Annotated in this window: 14 protein-coding genes; 6 read left to right on the top strand and 8 right to left on the bottom strand. The window is 39.8% G+C overall.

What is annotated here, in order from left to right:
• Window positions 1–168: 168 nt before the first annotated feature.
• A complete protein-coding gene (locus HB912_RS09975) occupies window positions 169–1,038 on the top strand; it encodes an alpha/beta hydrolase (protein WP_185374252.1) in 870 nt (289 codons plus the stop codon).
• Window positions 1,039–1,048: 10 nt separating this feature from the next.
• Here HB912_RS09975 and HB912_RS09970 read toward each other — a convergent pair whose 3' ends face one another.
• The 4 genes from HB912_RS09970 to secA2 form a co-directional block, all read right to left on the bottom strand.
• Window positions 1,049–1,723, bottom strand: coding sequence for an N-acetylmannosamine-6-phosphate 2-epimerase (locus HB912_RS09970; protein ID WP_244964474.1), 675 nt, complete (start codon window positions 1,721–1,723; stop codon window positions 1,049–1,051).
• Window positions 1,724–1,727: 4 nt separating this feature from the next.
• The gene (locus HB912_RS13220) at window positions 1,728–2,078 is read right to left on the bottom strand and encodes an FXYD domain-containing ion transport regulator (protein ID WP_244964473.1); all 351 of its coding nucleotides are present in this window, start codon (window positions 2,076–2,078) and stop codon (window positions 1,728–1,730) included.
• 66 nt (window positions 2,079–2,144) lie between these two features.
• Window positions 2,145–3,350: an AI-2E family transporter gene (locus tag HB912_RS09965; protein WP_185374250.1), complete on the bottom strand. Its 1,206-nt coding sequence runs from the start codon at window positions 3,348–3,350 to the stop codon at window positions 2,145–2,147.
• 96 nt (window positions 3,351–3,446) lie between these two features.
• On the bottom strand, window positions 3,447–5,771 hold the full coding sequence (secA2, locus tag HB912_RS09960; RefSeq protein ID WP_185374248.1) for an accessory Sec system translocase SecA2: 2,325 nt from the start codon (window positions 5,769–5,771) through the stop codon (window positions 3,447–3,449).
• Window positions 5,772–6,205: 434 nt separating this feature from the next.
• Here secA2 and HB912_RS09955 point away from each other — a divergent pair, with 434 nt between their 5' ends.
• Complete coding sequence (locus HB912_RS09955) at window positions 6,206–7,948, top strand: LysM peptidoglycan-binding domain-containing protein (RefSeq protein WP_185374246.1); 1,743 nt, start codon at window positions 6,206–6,208, stop codon at window positions 7,946–7,948.
• Window positions 7,949–8,019: 71 nt separating this feature from the next.
• The gene (locus HB912_RS09950) at window positions 8,020–9,201 is read left to right on the top strand and encodes a class I SAM-dependent rRNA methyltransferase (RefSeq protein WP_244964472.1); all 1,182 of its coding nucleotides are present in this window, start codon (window positions 8,020–8,022) and stop codon (window positions 9,199–9,201) included.
• A gap of 46 nt (window positions 9,202–9,247) precedes the next feature.
• Here HB912_RS09950 and HB912_RS09945 read toward each other — a convergent pair whose 3' ends face one another.
• A complete protein-coding gene (locus HB912_RS09945; RefSeq protein WP_036070654.1) occupies window positions 9,248–9,454 on the bottom strand; it encodes a YdbC family protein in 207 nt (68 codons plus the stop codon).
• A gap of 164 nt (window positions 9,455–9,618) precedes the next feature.
• On the opposite strand from HB912_RS09945, the gene HB912_RS09940 reads away from it, so the two are divergent.
• Window positions 9,619–10,329: a threonine/serine exporter family protein gene (locus HB912_RS09940; RefSeq protein WP_185374492.1), complete on the top strand. Its 711-nt coding sequence runs from the start codon at window positions 9,619–9,621 to the stop codon at window positions 10,327–10,329.
• 12 nt (window positions 10,330–10,341) lie between these two features.
• On the top strand, window positions 10,342–10,800 hold the full coding sequence (locus tag HB912_RS09935; protein ID WP_036070658.1) for a threonine/serine exporter family protein: 459 nt from the start codon (window positions 10,342–10,344) through the stop codon (window positions 10,798–10,800).
• 51 nt (window positions 10,801–10,851) lie between these two features.
• Here the strand turns inward: HB912_RS09935 and HB912_RS09930 are convergent, their stop codons facing one another.
• The 3 genes from HB912_RS09930 to HB912_RS09920 form a co-directional block, all read right to left on the bottom strand.
• Window positions 10,852–11,580, bottom strand: a complete 729-nt coding sequence (locus HB912_RS09930) for a UTRA domain-containing protein (RefSeq protein ID WP_185374242.1) — start codon at window positions 11,578–11,580, stop codon at window positions 10,852–10,854.
• Window positions 11,581–11,641: 61 nt separating this feature from the next.
• Window positions 11,642–13,027 (bottom strand): glycoside hydrolase family 1 protein, encoded by a 1,386-nt coding sequence (locus tag HB912_RS09925; protein WP_185374240.1) that lies wholly within the window; start codon window positions 13,025–13,027, stop codon window positions 11,642–11,644.
• A 135-nt stretch (window positions 13,028–13,162) separates the two neighbouring features.
• Window positions 13,163–13,606 (bottom strand): Hsp20 family protein, encoded by a 444-nt coding sequence (locus tag HB912_RS09920; RefSeq protein WP_185374238.1) that lies wholly within the window; start codon window positions 13,604–13,606, stop codon window positions 13,163–13,165.
• 752 nt (window positions 13,607–14,358) lie between these two features.
• On the opposite strand from HB912_RS09920, the gene gdhA reads away from it, so the two are divergent.
• On the top strand, window positions 14,359–15,741 hold the full coding sequence (gene gdhA, locus HB912_RS09915; protein WP_185374236.1) for an NADP-specific glutamate dehydrogenase: 1,383 nt from the start codon (window positions 14,359–14,361) through the stop codon (window positions 15,739–15,741).
• Window positions 15,742–15,893 lie beyond the last annotated feature (152 nt).

The raw sequence follows: 15,893 nt of genomic DNA, 5'->3' as shown, positions 1-15,893 counted from the left end.
ACTGCATGGTTAAAAAAAATAACTTGTCGTTCGATATTTAAAGTTTACAATTGTAGACGGAATTTGTCAACCACTTTGTCAAAAATTTTTTCAATTAGCAAAAAAACTGGTATTTTTCACTCTCAAAGCTTACACTAAACATAGCTTAAACAAGAGGAGGTTTAGAGCTTGGAACAGAAAACATTCACCTTTGCTGAAAAAAACGGGATTATACTTTCAGCAGATTTGATTACTGGAAAAGAAAAAACCAGTCAAACGATTATTTATTTTCATGGTGGCGGCTTACTTTATGGCTCTCGTCATGACTTAAATGATGCTTACATCGGTCAATTTTTAGAAAATGGTTTCAATGTCCTTTTAGCAGATTACAGGCTTGCTCCTGAAGTCAAACTCCCAGACATTTATGAAGATGCTAGCGATTTAATTTTATTTTTCCGGCACCACGCAGAAAGTTTAGGGTTACCAGACAAAGAATTTATTTTATTTGGTCAATCTTCTGGCGCTTTTCTTGCCTTGATGCTTGCTTCAGACCCCATGCTTCCAAGGCCATGTGCAGTTTTATCTTTTTACGGCTATTCTTCCGTTTCTGCCCCTTGGCTAAAAGAACGAAACAAATATTTTAATACGTTTCCGCTTATTAGTGAGTCGCTAAAAAATGCGATGATTCGGCAAACTCCTTTAACGGCGGGATCAGTTGATACTCGCTACCCTCTTTACGTGTATTCTCGTCAAAGTGGAAAATGGTTAGATCTCGTTTTTGGGGAGAACTATTCTAAACAAGATCTCGAACCATTTGAACTCGATCCAGAACGTGATTTTCACTTTCTGCCACCAGTTTTTCTCGCACATAGTTTTGCAGATGAAGATGTTCCAATTGAAGAATCGGAAAAAATCAAAAATGGGACACTTACAAGTGAGTTCTTTACAGTGCGTGACTTACCGCACGACTTTGATACGCATACGGCTGGAGCTGAAGGTCGGATGGCTTATGATGCCGCCATTCGCTTTTTGCATGACGTCCAAAAGAAAAACCAGTGAACGAATTCGTTCACTGGTTTTTTGATGCAGCTTGCACGAATTTTTTAGTCAGAAGTTGTGGACGCGTGATCGCACTGCCGACAACAACAGTGTAAGCCCCGCTTTGATAGGCCTTTTGAACTTCTTCTGGAGTTTCAATGTGTCCTTCGCAAATCACTGGTATTTTGAGAGTCTGGCTGAGACTTTCTACTAGTTGAAAAGCAGGGCCTGTTTGTTCTTTTGATTCCTCCGTATAGCCAGCAAGTGTTGTTCCCACTAAATCAAAACCAATTTCTTCCGCGCGGACGCCTTCTTGGAAAGTAGCAATATCGGCCATTGCGAGTTTACCTGCTTGATGGATTTTTTCCACTAACTGTTTTAAATCCGCATCGCCCGGTCTGGTTCTTTCTGTACCATCAAGCGCGATGATTTCTGCTTTTGTTTCAAGCAGTTCCAGAACTTCTTGTTCGGTCGGCGTAATGTAGACCTCTGAATCGGGATAGTCACGTTTGATGAGGCCAATAAGTGGCAAGTCAACTACGGCTTTAATGGCCTCAATGTCTTCTGCTGAATTTGAACGGATGCCAACTGCGCCACCCATTTGGGCTGCAAGTGCCATTTTTGACATAACAAATGAACTATAGAGCGGTTCATCCGCTAGCGCCTGACAAGATACAACGATTCCGTCCTTCATTTTTTCTAGCAAAAAATCACTTCTTTCTATTATAATCTGTGAAAATGTACAGACCAATAATTAAGCAAAGGGTGCAAGTGATCGGGCGGAAATACAACCCTGAAAAGCTTGGGGAAAAAAGCAAGCCTAAAATTAAACCAAACACCCAGAGCACTAGCGCTAAGAATAGCAAAAAATCATTGGTTTTTGCAAGAATAATCAATATGCCGGCTAAAAACATGAGAATGCTTAGTATAAGTCCAGCATTTGCGGAGAGTCCTTCTGGTAAGCCAAATAAATTGATGGGTGTTGTATTACTTAGTTTGAGCCAAGAAAAAAAACCTAGGATAGAAGCTTGAATGGAGAAAACCCCAGCAAAAATTCGCAAATAAAATCACCGTCTTTATTGGATTGTTCGATTTTGTCTCGAACGTAAGTAAACATAGGTTCTTGTTTAGTTAGAATCTGTTGTGTCTGTTGTGTCTGTTGTGTCTGTTTGTTTTTCTTCTTTAGGCTGTACATAGATGCTTTCTGGTTGTTCACCGTACAATCCAGAAATTCGTTTAAACCAAATGAACACGTGTGTCCAAACTACTTTTAAAACAGCGTAGCCAGGAACGGCAAAGATAACGCCCAAAACGCCAAATAGTTTACCCGCAACAAGGATTACAAACAAAATGGTAATCGGATGCACCTTGAGCGATTTCCCCATGACTTGCGGGGATATAAATTTCCCTTCTAGGAGCTGAACAACAACCCACACGACGATGAGTTTAATGAGTAGCCAAGGTGAGGTTACAATCGCAATGATGATGGCGGGTGTAATCGCTATAGCAGGCCCTAGGTAAGGTACAATACTTGTAAATGCTGCAATAATTGCAAGTGTGAGCGCATAAGGTAAGCCAATGATCAAATAACCAATAAAAAGCAATATTCCTATGCAAAAGCTGACAATAATTTGTCCGCGAATGTAAGAACTAATTTGATGATTCGACTCTTTCAGCACTTGGCGCGTATGTGCACGGCTGTTTACTGGTAAAAATTTTAAAACAAACTCAGGAAGTTTCTTTCCGTCTTTTAGTAAATAAAATAGAACAAGTGGTGTCGTAACAATTGCAAGCACCACTTCTGTTACTGTTCCAACAACATTTCCGATGCTTGAAATAGCGCTGTTTAAAACGTCTGTTCCTTTGTCAGAAACGGTTTTCATGATGTCATTCATATTCGTTGACACTTTGTCTTTAATTTGATCAAAAAGTGGAGACTGGCTGAGTTCATTAAATTTATCTGTCACTTGATTCCAATAAGTTGGAAATGTCTTAATTAAACTCATGATCTGATCTCGAACTGCTGGGATCACAAAGCTGAAAACTAACACAATGATACCAAGAATCACAAGGAAAAGCAGCCCAATCGACCAACCACGGTGCCAGCCATGGCGTTCAAGAAAATCAATGATTGGGTTAAACAAATAGTAAAGAATGCCCGCTAAAATAATCGGAGCGGCGATCGTTTCCACAATAACCAAAAGTGGATGGAAAACAAACGAAATTTTGGTAAGCACATAAATATCAAGTGCCACGAGCAAGAAAATCAGTAATCCCAACACGAATTTGTTTTCAATAAAAAACTGTTTAAACTTTGAAAGTTTTTCTTTCAAGTACAATCACCTACCTGTCTTTCTATTATAGCGTGCTCTTTTAAAAAATACTTGTTAAAAATCAGATTACTGAAAAAATCAGTCTCAAGATGGACTTTATCCAACCACAAGTCCATCTGGGTCTAATTCAAGCAAGGCATGTGCAAAATAGAAATGATAATCCGCTTGGAATTTTTCAAACAAAGCGGCGCCTTCTTTTTGATACATCACGAGCGGATCTTGCTGACCATAAGCACGCAAATGAATCCCTTCGCGAAGTTGAACCATCTCATCAAGATGAATAACCCACATTTGGTCCATTAAATTTAAATAGACTTCTTTTTCAATCATTGCAATCGTATCAGCAGGAAATTTACGTCTAACTGTATTGTGCCAAGCTACAATTTTTTCGCCTACTTCCCGAGGCTCCATCAAAGTCACTTGGTCAAATGTATATGGAAATTTAGTTCCGCCAAGCAATTCTTTTTGTTTTTCAAAGAGCTCTTCTTGTTCTTCTTCCGATTGCGCTTCACGAAACACCTTGCTTGCTACTTCCCTTAAAATTTTCTCAGACGAAACTCCGAGCTTATTGCGGCGAAGCACTTCATCGCGTTCTTTATAAACGATTTTACGCTGCAAATCAATCACTTCATCGTAAGACAACAAGTCTTTCCGCAAGTCATAGTTAGCTCCTTCAATGCGTTTTTGCGCATCTACAATAAAACGGCTAATTTTGGGGGAGTTAACCGGTTTTCCGTCATGCGGATGCTTCCGCTTTAATTTTGTGCGGAAATTCTCCCAGCGTTTATTATCAAACTGTTCCAGCAAGTCATCTTCAATAGAGACCATAAATTTACTAAATCCTGGGTCTCCCCTTCTTCCAGATCGCCCCATTAACTGCAAATCAATTCGTCTACTTTCATGCCGTTCTGTTCCGATTACAGCAAGTCCGCCCAATTTATAAACTTCCGCGCTTAGCTTAATATCCGTTCCTCGTCCAGCCATATTGGTCGCAAGTGTAACCATCCCTCGTTGACCTGCTTTGGCGATGATTTCCGCTTCTTGCGCATGGTTTTTTGCGTTTAAGATTTGATGAGGAATTCCTGCTTTTGTCAAAAGTGAACTGATCCATTCATTACTTTTAATTGAAGATGTTCCGATTAACGTGGGTTGACCTTTTGCGTGCCGCCAAGAAACTTCATAGACGATTGCACGTCCCTTTTCTTTTTCCGTATAAAATACATCATCCGGCATATCTTCCCGATTAACTCGCAAATTCGTTGGAATCACAACAACATCAAGCCCATAAATTTGGCGAAATTCTTCTTCTTCCGTCTTAGCTGTTCCTGTCATGCCCGCGATTTTTTGATACATCCGGAAATAGTTCTGAATTGTAATTGTCGCAAGTGTCCGAGATTCTTCATGTACTTCCACTTCTTCTTTTGCTTCGATCGCTTGGTGCAAGCCATCATTAAAACGGCGGCCAGGAAGCGCTCGACCAGTATGAGGATCTACGATGAGCACTTCTTCTTCTAAAACGACATAGTCTTTGTCTTTATGCATCAAAAAGTGAGCACGTAAGAGTAGCATTGTAATCCTGAGCAGCGGCTGGTTATCTGCTGTATATAGGGAGCGCACTTGCCAAAATCGTTCCGCCTTTTCAATTCCCGCATCATTTAACCAAATCAATCGTTTATGTTCATCAATTTCATAGTCATCTTGCAACATGGTTTTGACAAGATCATTAGCTTTTAAATAAAGGCTTAAATCTTCTTCCTTGCGGTCCGAAATGAGTAGTGGTGTTCGCGCTTCATCAATTAAAATAGAGTCGGCTTCATCAATTAAAACAAAGTCAAGCCCTGTTTGTACTTTATCTTCAAAAGAACGCACCATGTTGTCTCGCAAATAGTCAAAGCCAAATTCAGAAGTCGTTCCATAAATGACGTCTGCCGTATAAATAGCTTTTTTTTGTCTTTTATCGAGTCCTGCCGCATTAAGAGCTACAGAAATTCCCAGATATTCAAGAACTTGACCGATTTCTTCCCGGTCTCGGTGCGCCAGATATTCATTGGCCGTTACAAGATGAACTCTGTTGCCACGAATCACTTCAATATACATAACGAAAAGTGAAACGAGCGTTTTACCTTCTCCCGTCTTCATTTCCGCAATCTTCCCGTCTCCAAGAACAAGGGCGCCAATTAACTGCACAATGACAGCTTCTAGCCCAAGAACACGCTTCGCAGCTTCACGAACCAGTGTAAAAATATTGATTTTATCACGCATTGTGATTTCTTGCGTTTGAAATTTATCCCGCCAGATCTGCGTTTGTTTCATCAATTCACTTTGATCCATATTGGTATAGAGGTCTTCTTTTTTGACAATTTGACGCGCTGTTTCCCTGTATTGTTTTACGATTTTTCGATCGTCGAAATTTTGATTCATACTTCCCCCTCCATGCTTTTCATTATACAACACTTCCTCCCTGAATTTGAACTTATTTCTCACTTGAATTTTATTCTATTCTCTTGTCAATTTACAAGGGCGGCTTTTCTGAACCTAAAAAGAGATATTACAATTTGATTAAATTTTTCTATTTAACAAAAACAACAGGTTGCCAAATACGCAACTTGTGGATAGAGATGCAAACTACAAACCATTCTTAAAAGCGGTGATATTCAACTTTAACGCGTTTTAGAATGCTTGTTCGTCTTCTTTTTCGTTACAGCAATATTACAAGTAGCTGGTATAGTCCTTTCCTTCTACTTCTCTGTCCCGAGTTTGGTTTGTTTTTTAGCATTAAACTGGGTAAAATAAAACTAGTCAGTATTAAATTTTGATGTGAACTGATTGTTAGAAAAGAGAGGAGTTTTAGCAATATGAAAAAAGCGACCATTGCAACAGCTACCGCGGGGATTGCGGTCACTGCATTTGCGGCGCCAACGATGGCTTCTGCCAATTCGGTAGTCGTAGAGTCTGGTGATACGTTATGGGGAATTGCAAATTCGAACGATACAACGGTTGATTCTTTAAAGAAACTCAACAACCTTGATGGCGATAAAATTTTTCCTGGTCAAAAACTCGTTATCAGCGAAGCGAAAAGTGAGCAAGCTGAAAAAGAAGTTTCTGCTACTTGGTTAAATGTTCGTCAAGGTCCAAGTGTTGATAAAAGCATCCTCACTTCCATTCAAGGTGGAACAAAAGTAACTGTCCTAACAAGTGAAGACAACGGCTGGAATAAGATCTCTTATGCAGATGGTAAAACAGGTTATGTGAACGGAAAATATTTGGGAGAAGCGAAAACAGCTACTCCAGTAAAAACTGAAAATACAGAAGTGAAAGCTTCTACTCAAACTGAAAAAACAGAAACTGTAAAAGAAGAAACTACACCAGCGAAACCGGCTAATCTTTCTAATTATACGGTTAAAAGTGGAGATACACTTTGGGCTCTTTCCGTAAAATTTGGTTCGTCGGTGCAAGACTTAATAGCTTGGAATAACTTGTCTTCTTCTTCTATTTATGTAGGTCAAACGCTTGCAGTGAAAGCGGAAGCTGCGAAAACAGCTCCAAAAGCCGAAGCGCCTGCTCCTAGTGAAACACAAACGGTACAAAAAGAAGAAGCCAAAGCTCCGACTCAAGAAGCAAAACAAGAAGCTCCTCAAGTTGATGTGAATGCTTCAAGTTATACAGTACAAAGTGGCGATTCGCTAAGTAAAATCGCTGGCCTATTCAAAACAACTGTTAGCGAACTTAAAGCTTTGAATGGTCTCTCAAGTGACTCAATCACAGCTGGAGATGTACTTAAAGTAAAAGGTGAAGTGAAACAAGCTGCACCTGAAGTAAAAGAAGAAGTGAAGCAAGAAACGGCTCCTCAAGCTAATACTGAGAGCCAAGCTTCTAACCAAACGGAACAAAAAGTGGAAGCTCCTCAAGCTCCACAAATTGACACAAACGCTTCGAGCTACACAGTTAGAAGTGGGGATTCATTAAGTAAAATCGCTGGTATTTTTGGGGTTTCAGTTAGCAAACTTAAAGCATTGAATAGTCTTTCAAGCGATAGCTTGCAAGTTGGACAAGTGCTGAAAGTGAAAGGGACTGTTCCTCAAACTAGTACAAATAACACTTCAAATAGTGGGGCTACAAATATTAGCAATGCCAACTCTGGTTCAAGTAGTAGCTCTAATGTTTCAACAACACCTTCTAAACCTTCAACAGGTAGCGGAAGCAGTAATATTAGCAGTGGAAGCAGCCAATCTGCAAGCTACAGCGCGCTGATTGCAGAAGCTCAAAAACACCTAGGTAAACCTTATGGTTGGGGTGCAAATGGTCCTTCTTCTTTTGACTGCTCTGGCTACACAAAATATGTTTTTGGTAAAGTAGGAATCAGTCTTCCAAGAACTTCTGGATCACAATATGCAGCTGCAACTAAGATTACAGAAGCTCAAGCTAAACCAGGCGATCTTGTCTTCTTTAACTACGGAAGCGGAATTGCACACGTTGGTATTTACGTTGGCGGCGGTCAAATGATCAATGCTCAAGATAACGGCGTAAAATACGATAACATTCACGGCAGTGGTTGGGGTCAATTCTTAGTTGGCTTCGGACGTGTTGCAAACTTTTAATTAATAGAAATTGAACTTGAAAATAGCTTCCTGCTATGTGGGAAGCTATTTTTTTACGGAGTGATTTTTTGATGGCGCTAAAGATTAAAGTAAAAAAACAATATCTCACCAAATATCAAAATGGTTATCCGCTCCTTTCATCCGAATGGATTCAATCTCTTCCTGGAGGAATTCGGGAAGGTGATTTGATAGATATTCTCTCTCCTAGTGGTCAATTTATTGCAAAAGGCTATTACGGGAAACAAAATAAAGGGTTGGGCTGGATTTTCAGCGCGAAGCGTGAAGCAAAACTTGACGGTTCCTTTTTCCAGCATATCATTAGCCAAGCTCTTACACTTCGAAAGTCACTGTTTAGCGATGAATTAACAACGGCTTTTCGTTTATTTAATGGAGAGGGAGATGGACTGGGTGGCGTTACCGTGGATTATTATGACGGTTTCTTGCTCGTTCAGTGGTATAGTCTTGGGATTTATCGCTATAAAAAAGATTTTTTGAAAACCTGGTTCTCTTTTCCGTTTGTAAAAGGAATTTATGAAAAAAAACGTTTCGAGACTTCTGAGGAGACAAGCGATTTTGTTGGGGGAACAGAAGCTCCTGCCCCGCTTCTTGTTAAAGAAAACGGAATCACTTATGCAACTTATTTAAACGATGGCTGGATGACAGGCATTTTTCTCGATCAACGAGAAGTTCGAAAGCGAATCATGGATGAATACGCCTTATCGAAGCGTGTCTTAAATACTTTTTCTTATACGGGAGCTTTTTCTATTGCCGCGCTTTATGGGGGTGCGGCACATACAACGAGTGTCGATGTGGCTAAGCGGAGTCTTGCAAAAACGGCTGAACAACTACAAGTAAATGGTATGGATCCAGCTAAGCAAGCAATTGTTGTCGAAGATGTTTTCCATTACTTTAAATATGCGAAGCGAAAAGGATTACGATTTGATCTCGTTATTGCTGATCCACCTAGCTTTGCTCGCACAAAAAAAATAACATTTCGAGCCTCCAAGGATTATCCTGAGTTGTTGCGTGATTTGATTGAGATTACGGCGCCAAATGGCATGATTGTTGCTTCTACTAATTATGCAGGCTTCTCTTTTCAAAAATTTAAAGAGCAGGTTGAAGAAGCGTTTCGTGGCACGAAACGCAGTTATCAAATTCGCGAAACTTTTCAATTACCTGTTGATTTTGCAACGATTGAAAGCTTTCCAGAGGGGAATTATTTAAAAGTCCTCTTTTTAGAACTTGACGTATAAAAATGACCGCCTCCCAGGCGGTCATTTATACTTAAGACTTATTCAATTAGAGTAGCTTTTTCAGTTGTTCAGCTTCTTCGTCAGTAAGTGTAATCCCTTTTCCCATTTTTTCATGATCTTCTGACCAGTCACGAATATCAAGCTTTGGATCTCTTCCATTCCAGCTAATGCGATTGAGTTCTTTACTCCAACCACGCGCATTCGTGGATAGCACACCGAGCTTTTCAACAATTTCATAATCAATGGAGGCCATGATTCAAAAACCCTCTTTCCTTGTTATTCTCTTTATTTTAACAAACTTCTCTAGATACTAGAAATTATTTCTATCCTGCGGTAGGATTAAGTACAGCATTATTTTAGCAAAGGAGGTCCCTTTTTTTGAAAAAAGAAAAAGACTATTTACTTGAAACATGTTTGATGGCCGGAAAAATCATGATGGAAAGCGGCGCTGAAATCTATCGTGTGGAAGATACAATGAACCGAATTGCTGATGTCGCAACAAATAAAAAAGGCATCAGTTTTGCAACGCCAACGGGAATTTTCATGTCGATTGAAGGCGAACGCAATTTACAGTTAGAAACAATTCCAACACGAACCATTAATTTAGAAAAAGTCTCTCTTGTTAATGATCTGTCTCGCGAATTTTCTTCACGCAATATTACACTCGAAGAACTGCATTCTAGCCTTTCCCAATTGGAGAAAGATACGCGATTTTTCCCTGTCTGGTGGCAAGTTATCGCAGCAGGCCTTGTGAGCGGAGCGCTCATGATTATTTTTGGCGGGGCTTGGTTCGATTTTATCAGTACTTGTCTAATCGGAACAATTGGCTTTATCATTTATTACTATGCTGCCGAATGGCTTAAAATTAAATTTTTAGCTGAATTTTTATCTTCATTTGTCATCGGATTACTCGCAGTAATTGCAGTGGACAGTCATTTAGGCATTAATCTTGATAAGATTATCATCGGAAGCGTTATGCCTCTTGTGCCTGGAGTCCCTATCACTAATGCTGTCCGCGACTTGCTTGCCGGCCACTTGCTCGGCGGAATGGCACGTGGGATGGAAGCTTTACTGACAGCAGGCGCGATCGGAATTGGAATTGCCGTTGTATTTCGTTTTTTTGCATAAGGAGGGATTATTGTGTTACTCATTTGGACGATTTTCATTCAACTCATTTTTAGTTATATCGCAACGGTTACCTTCGCGGTCATTACGAATGTTCCAAAGCGAGCTTTAAACGCATGTGGGCTCACGGGAACCCTCGGCTGGATTTTTTTCTGGGCAATCAAGGAACTCGGTGGTGGAACTTCAATGGCAACACTTGCTGGGGCTTTTATCGTGGCTGTTTCTAGTCACTTCTTTGCTAAATACAAACGCATGCCGATCACGATTTTTAATGTTCCTGGGATTGTTCCGCTTGTCCCTGGTGGCCTCGCTTATCAAGCGGTTCGTAATTTTGTACTCGGAGATTATACTGAAGCGATTGGTTTTTCTGTCCAAGTAACGATCGTTGCTGGTGCCATTGCTGCTGGATTGATGCTTTCGGAAATCTTCAATCACAGCATTCGCCGCTTCCGAGAACATAAAGCTAAATTTTAATGATAGCCATAAAAAAGAAGGGAATCCCCAAAATGAGGATTCCCTTCTTTTTTATCGTTTCGCGATGTTTACTGTCGTAAATACAAATTTGTCGTAGCGATGTCTCGACCTTGAATATTCAAAAGCAACACCATTGTTTAAATAAACCGTTTGTTCCACTTCCATTACTGGTTCATTTTTTTTACAGTTCAAGTACTGCTCATCAAGTTCGTCTGGTTTATCTGCACGAATTTGTTTATAAGAGCTCGCAATTTTTTGGTTCAGTTCTTCTTCAATATACGTGTAGATGGAACCTTCAAGTATTTGCTTTGTAATGCCTGGAATAACATTTACAGGCATGTAGGTATGCTCAAGAACATAAGGCTCAGCATCTATTCCTCGCACTCGTAAAATATCATAAACCGGCGCTTCTTTTTCAATGTTTAATCGCTCGGCCACGACTTCATCTGGAAAGACAACTTCAAAATGAATCACTTTTGTCTCAACTTTTTGTCCTTTTAAAAGTTTCGTAAAACCATTCACTTCTTGATTATGGATTTGAAGTTCGTCTGCATCCAGCGCGGACTTGATGATGAAGGTGCCATGTCCCCGTTTCCTGTAAAGAAGTCCTTCCAAGACTAAAACTTCAAGCGCTTTTTTCATCGTCATTCGACTACAGCCAAATTCTTCTGAAAGCGTCATTTCATCTGGAATAGGTCGATCAAGCGGATACATATGTTCCTTGACTCGCTTCCTCACTTCATCGGCAATATAGCTATATTTGGTTTGATTTCTCGCCACGCCAGCCACCTCATTCGTTTAAATACTCTCTTTATTTTATCATATTCTAGCAAAAACTGCTTTAAAATCCATTTTGTGAAGTCAGCGTCTTAAACCATTTCCCGGAAGCTTTCACCGTTCGCTTATAGTTTTCATCTAAATTCACTTCAACGAAGCCGTAGCGATTCTTATAGGCATTCGCCCAGCTCCAGCAGTCCATGAATGTCCAGAGATGATAGCCATGGCAATTTGCCCCTTCAGCGATGGCTTTATGGAGCCATTTCAAATGAGACTCAATAAACTGAATTCGGTAAGTATCCTCAATGAAGCCTTCACTATTGCGGTAGCGCTCCTCACCTTCCACGCCCATTCCATTTTCAGAAATAAAGAATGGAATATTTCCATAGTTATCACGCAGATTGATCGCAATATCATAAATAGCTTGCTCATAGATTTCCCAACCACGATACGGATTCATTTTGCGGAATGGCATTTCATAGTTGTCAAACAAGTGCTCCGGCATAAATGGTGCGTCTGGATGAGGCATATTTTCTTTCGCCTTCACGCGACGCGGTTGATAGTAATTCACACCAAGAATATCGACCGTGTTTTCCTTGATGATTTCCAAATCTTCAGGTTCATAATTTGGAAGGAAATCACGTTCGCGAAGAATCTCAACCAAATCACTTGGAAATTCGCCTCGAGTTACCGGATCAAGGAAGCTACGGTTGAAAAACAAATCGGCGATATGTGCAGCTCGCAAATCGGCAGGATTTTGGCTTCTTGGATAAGATGGCGTTAAGTTTAAAATAATGCCAATTTTTCCATCCAAGTTTAAGGCATGATAGGCTTTCACAGCTTTTGCATGCGCAAGCGTTGTGCCAAATGCCACCTGCGCGGCCCGTTTAAAGTCCACTACATTTGGATAGTGCATATCGTATAAGTAGCCTGCTTCAACAGGGACAATAGGTTCGTTAAATGTAAACCAGTATTTAACACGGTCGCCAAACAATTTAAAACACGTTTCGGCAAATGTGACGTAAGCCTCAATCACTTCGCGGGATTCAAATCCCCCTTTTTCTTGCATGGAAAGTGGCATATCAAAGTGATAGAGGTTCATAAATGGCTCCACGCCTTGCTTTAGCATTTCATCAATCACATTATTGTAAAATTCTACAGCTTTAGGATTTACTTCACCAATGCCATCAGGAATAAGTCGTGACCACTGAATGGAAGTCCGGAAAGAGTTGTGGCCTGTTTCTTTCATTAGTGCAATATCTTCTTTGTATTGATAATAAAAATTAGATGTGTTTTTAGGGCCAACGCCATTAAAGAATCTGCCTGGCTCAATCTCATACCAGTAATCCCAAATGCTTGGTTTACGGCCATCCACATCTGCTGCACCTTCAGTTTGTGGGCCAGATGCTGCGCTCCCCCACCAAAAATTTTCCGGAAATTGATATTTCATATAAATCCCTCCATCTTTCTTTTCGTTTATTTTATTATACATTATTTTTATAAAAGTATAAACTAATTCATGAAAAAGAATATATAAAAAGACTTGCAGTATTTTTCCTGCAAGTCTTTTGAGCTTTAAACTGTCCTAGTTAATCTTGATATCCGCATTATTTTCACCATTTATAATAGGTAAGTCAATCCGCAAAATCCCGTCTTCAAGGGACGCTTTAATCTTTTTCGGATCAATGTTACCAATTGGATAGGAACGATGAAACTCGCCACTTGTCCGTTCTTCACTAATAACTTGGTTATCTTTTTTCTTTTTCGATTCTTTGTGCCGTTCTGCAAAAATGGAAAGTAAGCCATTGCCATAATTTAGCTTAATATCTTCCCTTTTAAAGCCTGGCATGTCGACAAACACTGTGTAGCTTCCATCATCATTTAAATGAATGTCTGTATCCATGATGCGAGACATTTGCTTAGCTTCACGGCGATTTGGGTAGAAATCTTTGAAAAAATTTCTTCTGAAGTCGTCAAAAAAGCCGTCAAAATCACGATCCACTGGGTACAAGTCTCTTTGATTCCGCATAACAAACACTCCTTTAATATTTTTACACCTGTCTTCTTCCCGCTTCCTATTTTTTTAAACGTTTCTTAAAAACTTATTTTGTGAAACTTACCTTAGATACAATGTACCTTTTTTCGAGGTGTTTCTTACATCTTTTTGAACAATCGTGATAAAGTATTTCTTTTTATCTCTCGAGTGTTATGATTAGAGTAATCTATATAGGTGTTGCAATCCCTCAACAATGACTAGCCTTTCCGCACCTATATAGACCCCGATTTTCCATGAGCAGAAAGAATACTGCTTAGACCTGAAAAAAGCCAAAGCTGAAAACCAGCTTTGGCTTTTTTATTGTTTATTCTGTTTGAAAAAGTGTCTTTTCTGTGAAATGGTGACAAAAATGTAATGTTAGCTATTTAAATTGTAAGAAAAGAAACAGGATTATCTGATATAACTGGGCTATACTAAATTTATCGGAGAAAGTTACTTTACCCAAAAGAACTGTTTTGTGTTTATCTTAGGCAAGATGACTCTTAAGTAAATCATTAAACTCGTTAAGTTTCCCAAATTATCCCTTAATCTTGTCTTCGAAAAACACAACTCCAATAACTCCCTTTATCCTACACGTCCCCCCGTGTAGGATTTTTTCTTATTTCTTCCTCCGTCAAACTTGCACGATTTTTTTTCAAACGGTAAACTGGATTTATAAGAAAGTTTCATAAACAAGCTGGATTATAGCTTATTTAAGAAGTTCAATTTAAAGGAGCCGATCATTTATGAATCAACCTCGTTTCTCTACTTCAACTGTCAAAACAACCTCAGCAGAAGATTATGTCGCTCGGATTTACGAAAAAGTTCAAGCGCGTAACTCAGGCGAGCCAGAATTTCATCAAGCTGTAAAAGAATTTTTAGATTCAATCGTTCCAGCGCTTCAAAAAGAACCTGCTTATGAAGAAAACGGGATCTTAGAAAGGTTAGTTGAGCCAGAACGGTTGATTACTTTTCGTGTTCCTTGGATGGATGACTTGGGGCATGTTCAAGTAAACCGTGGCTTCCGAGTCCAGTTTAATAGCGCAATTGGCCCTTACAAGGGTGGTTTAAGATTCCATCCATCTGTAAACAGTAGTATTATTAAGTTCCTCGGTTTCGAACAAATCTTTAAAAATTCACTAACGGGTTTACCCATCGGCGGCGGAAAAGGTGGATCAGATTTTGATCCAAAAGAAAAGTCTGATGGTGAAATTATGCGTTTTTGTCAAAGCTTTATGACTGAGCTTTCCAAGCATATCGGCCCGAATACTGATGTCCCTGCTGGAGATATCGGAGTTGGTGCTCGCGAAATTGGCTTTTTATTCGGACAATATAAACGAATGCGCGGTGCTTTCGATGCAGGAACGCTTACAGGAAAGGGACTTACTTATGGCGGAAGCCTAGCTCGTACGGAAGCAACTGGATATGGCGTAGTTTATTTCACTCAGGAAATGCTCGCCGCTAAAAATGAAAGTTTCAAAGGAAAGCGAGTCGTTATTTCTGGTTCTGGAAACGTAGCTATCTATGCGATGGAAAAAGCAATGGAGTTTGGCGCAAAAGTTATCGCATGTAGTGATTCAAGTGGTTACATTTACGATTCAGAAGGAATTGATTTGCAGACCGTGAAACAAATAAAAGAAGTTGAACGTAAACGAATTCATGAATACTTAGCGGTTCATCCAACTGCTGATTTCCACCCTGATGGCGATATCTGGTCTTTACCATGCGATATTGCGCTTCCTTGTGCCACTCAAAATGAAATTAGCGAAGCTCAAGCAAAAGAGCTAGTCGCAAATGGTGTCATGGCAGTTGCTGAAGGTGCCAACATGCCTTCTGAACTTGCAGCAATTGATGTTTTCTTAGAAAATAAGGTTTTATTTGGTCCGGCAAAAGCAGCGAATGCTGGCGGAGTGGGTGTATCCGCACTCGAAATGGCGCAAAACAGCAGCCGAATGAATTGGAGTTTCGCAGAAGTGGATGAACATTTGCAAGATATCATGAAAAATATTTATAAAAACTCAAGCTTGCTTGCAAAAGAATACGGTCATGAAGGCAACCTTGTCGTTGGAGCCAATATTGCTGGTTTTCTTAAAGTAGCGGATACCATGCTTGCGCAGGGTCTTATTTAACCGAAAAATCAACATCTGCTAACTAGATGTTGATTTTTTCTATGTTTTTAGTGAACAAGTCACTACTACATCAAACTTGCTCGCTTGTTTTTCGGATAAATATAGCAAATTAGTCTATCCTATTTCTTAACTATGCTATAATAAATAAGCGA

This window comes from Listeria aquatica, from assembly GCF_014223975.1.
In the GTDB taxonomy this organism is placed as follows: Bacteria; Bacillota; Bacilli; order Lactobacillales; family Listeriaceae; genus Listeria; species Listeria aquatica.
The sequence above is the reverse complement of the archived record's forward strand: the minus strand, read 5'-3'. Positions and strand labels throughout refer to the sequence as shown.

What these genes read in the sequence shown, in the direction of transcription:
- HB912_RS09925 (WP_185374240.1), bottom strand. Translation starts at nt 13,027, where the DNA reads ATGAAATATCAATTTCCGGAAAATTTTTGGTGGGGGAGCGCAGCATCT.
- HB912_RS09950 (WP_244964472.1), top strand. Translation starts at nt 8,020, where the DNA reads ATGGCGCTAAAGATTAAAGTAAAAAAACAATATCTCACCAAATATCAA.
- HB912_RS09955 (WP_185374246.1), top strand. Translation starts at nt 6,206, where the DNA reads ATGAAAAAAGCGACCATTGCAACAGCTACCGCGGGGATTGCGGTCACT.
- gdhA (WP_185374236.1), top strand. Translation starts at nt 14,359, where the DNA reads ATGAATCAACCTCGTTTCTCTACTTCAACTGTCAAAACAACCTCAGCA.
- HB912_RS09940 (WP_185374492.1), top strand. Translation starts at nt 9,619, where the DNA reads ATGGCCGGAAAAATCATGATGGAAAGCGGCGCTGAAATCTATCGTGTG.
- HB912_RS09945 (WP_036070654.1), bottom strand. Translation starts at nt 9,454, where the DNA reads ATGGCCTCCATTGATTATGAAATTGTTGAAAAGCTCGGTGTGCTATCC.
- secA2 (WP_185374248.1), bottom strand. Translation starts at nt 5,771, where the DNA reads ATGAATCAAAATTTCGACGATCGAAAAATCGTAAAACAATACAGGGAA.
- HB912_RS09920 (WP_185374238.1), bottom strand. Translation starts at nt 13,606, where the DNA reads ATGCGGAATCAAAGAGACTTGTACCCAGTGGATCGTGATTTTGACGGC.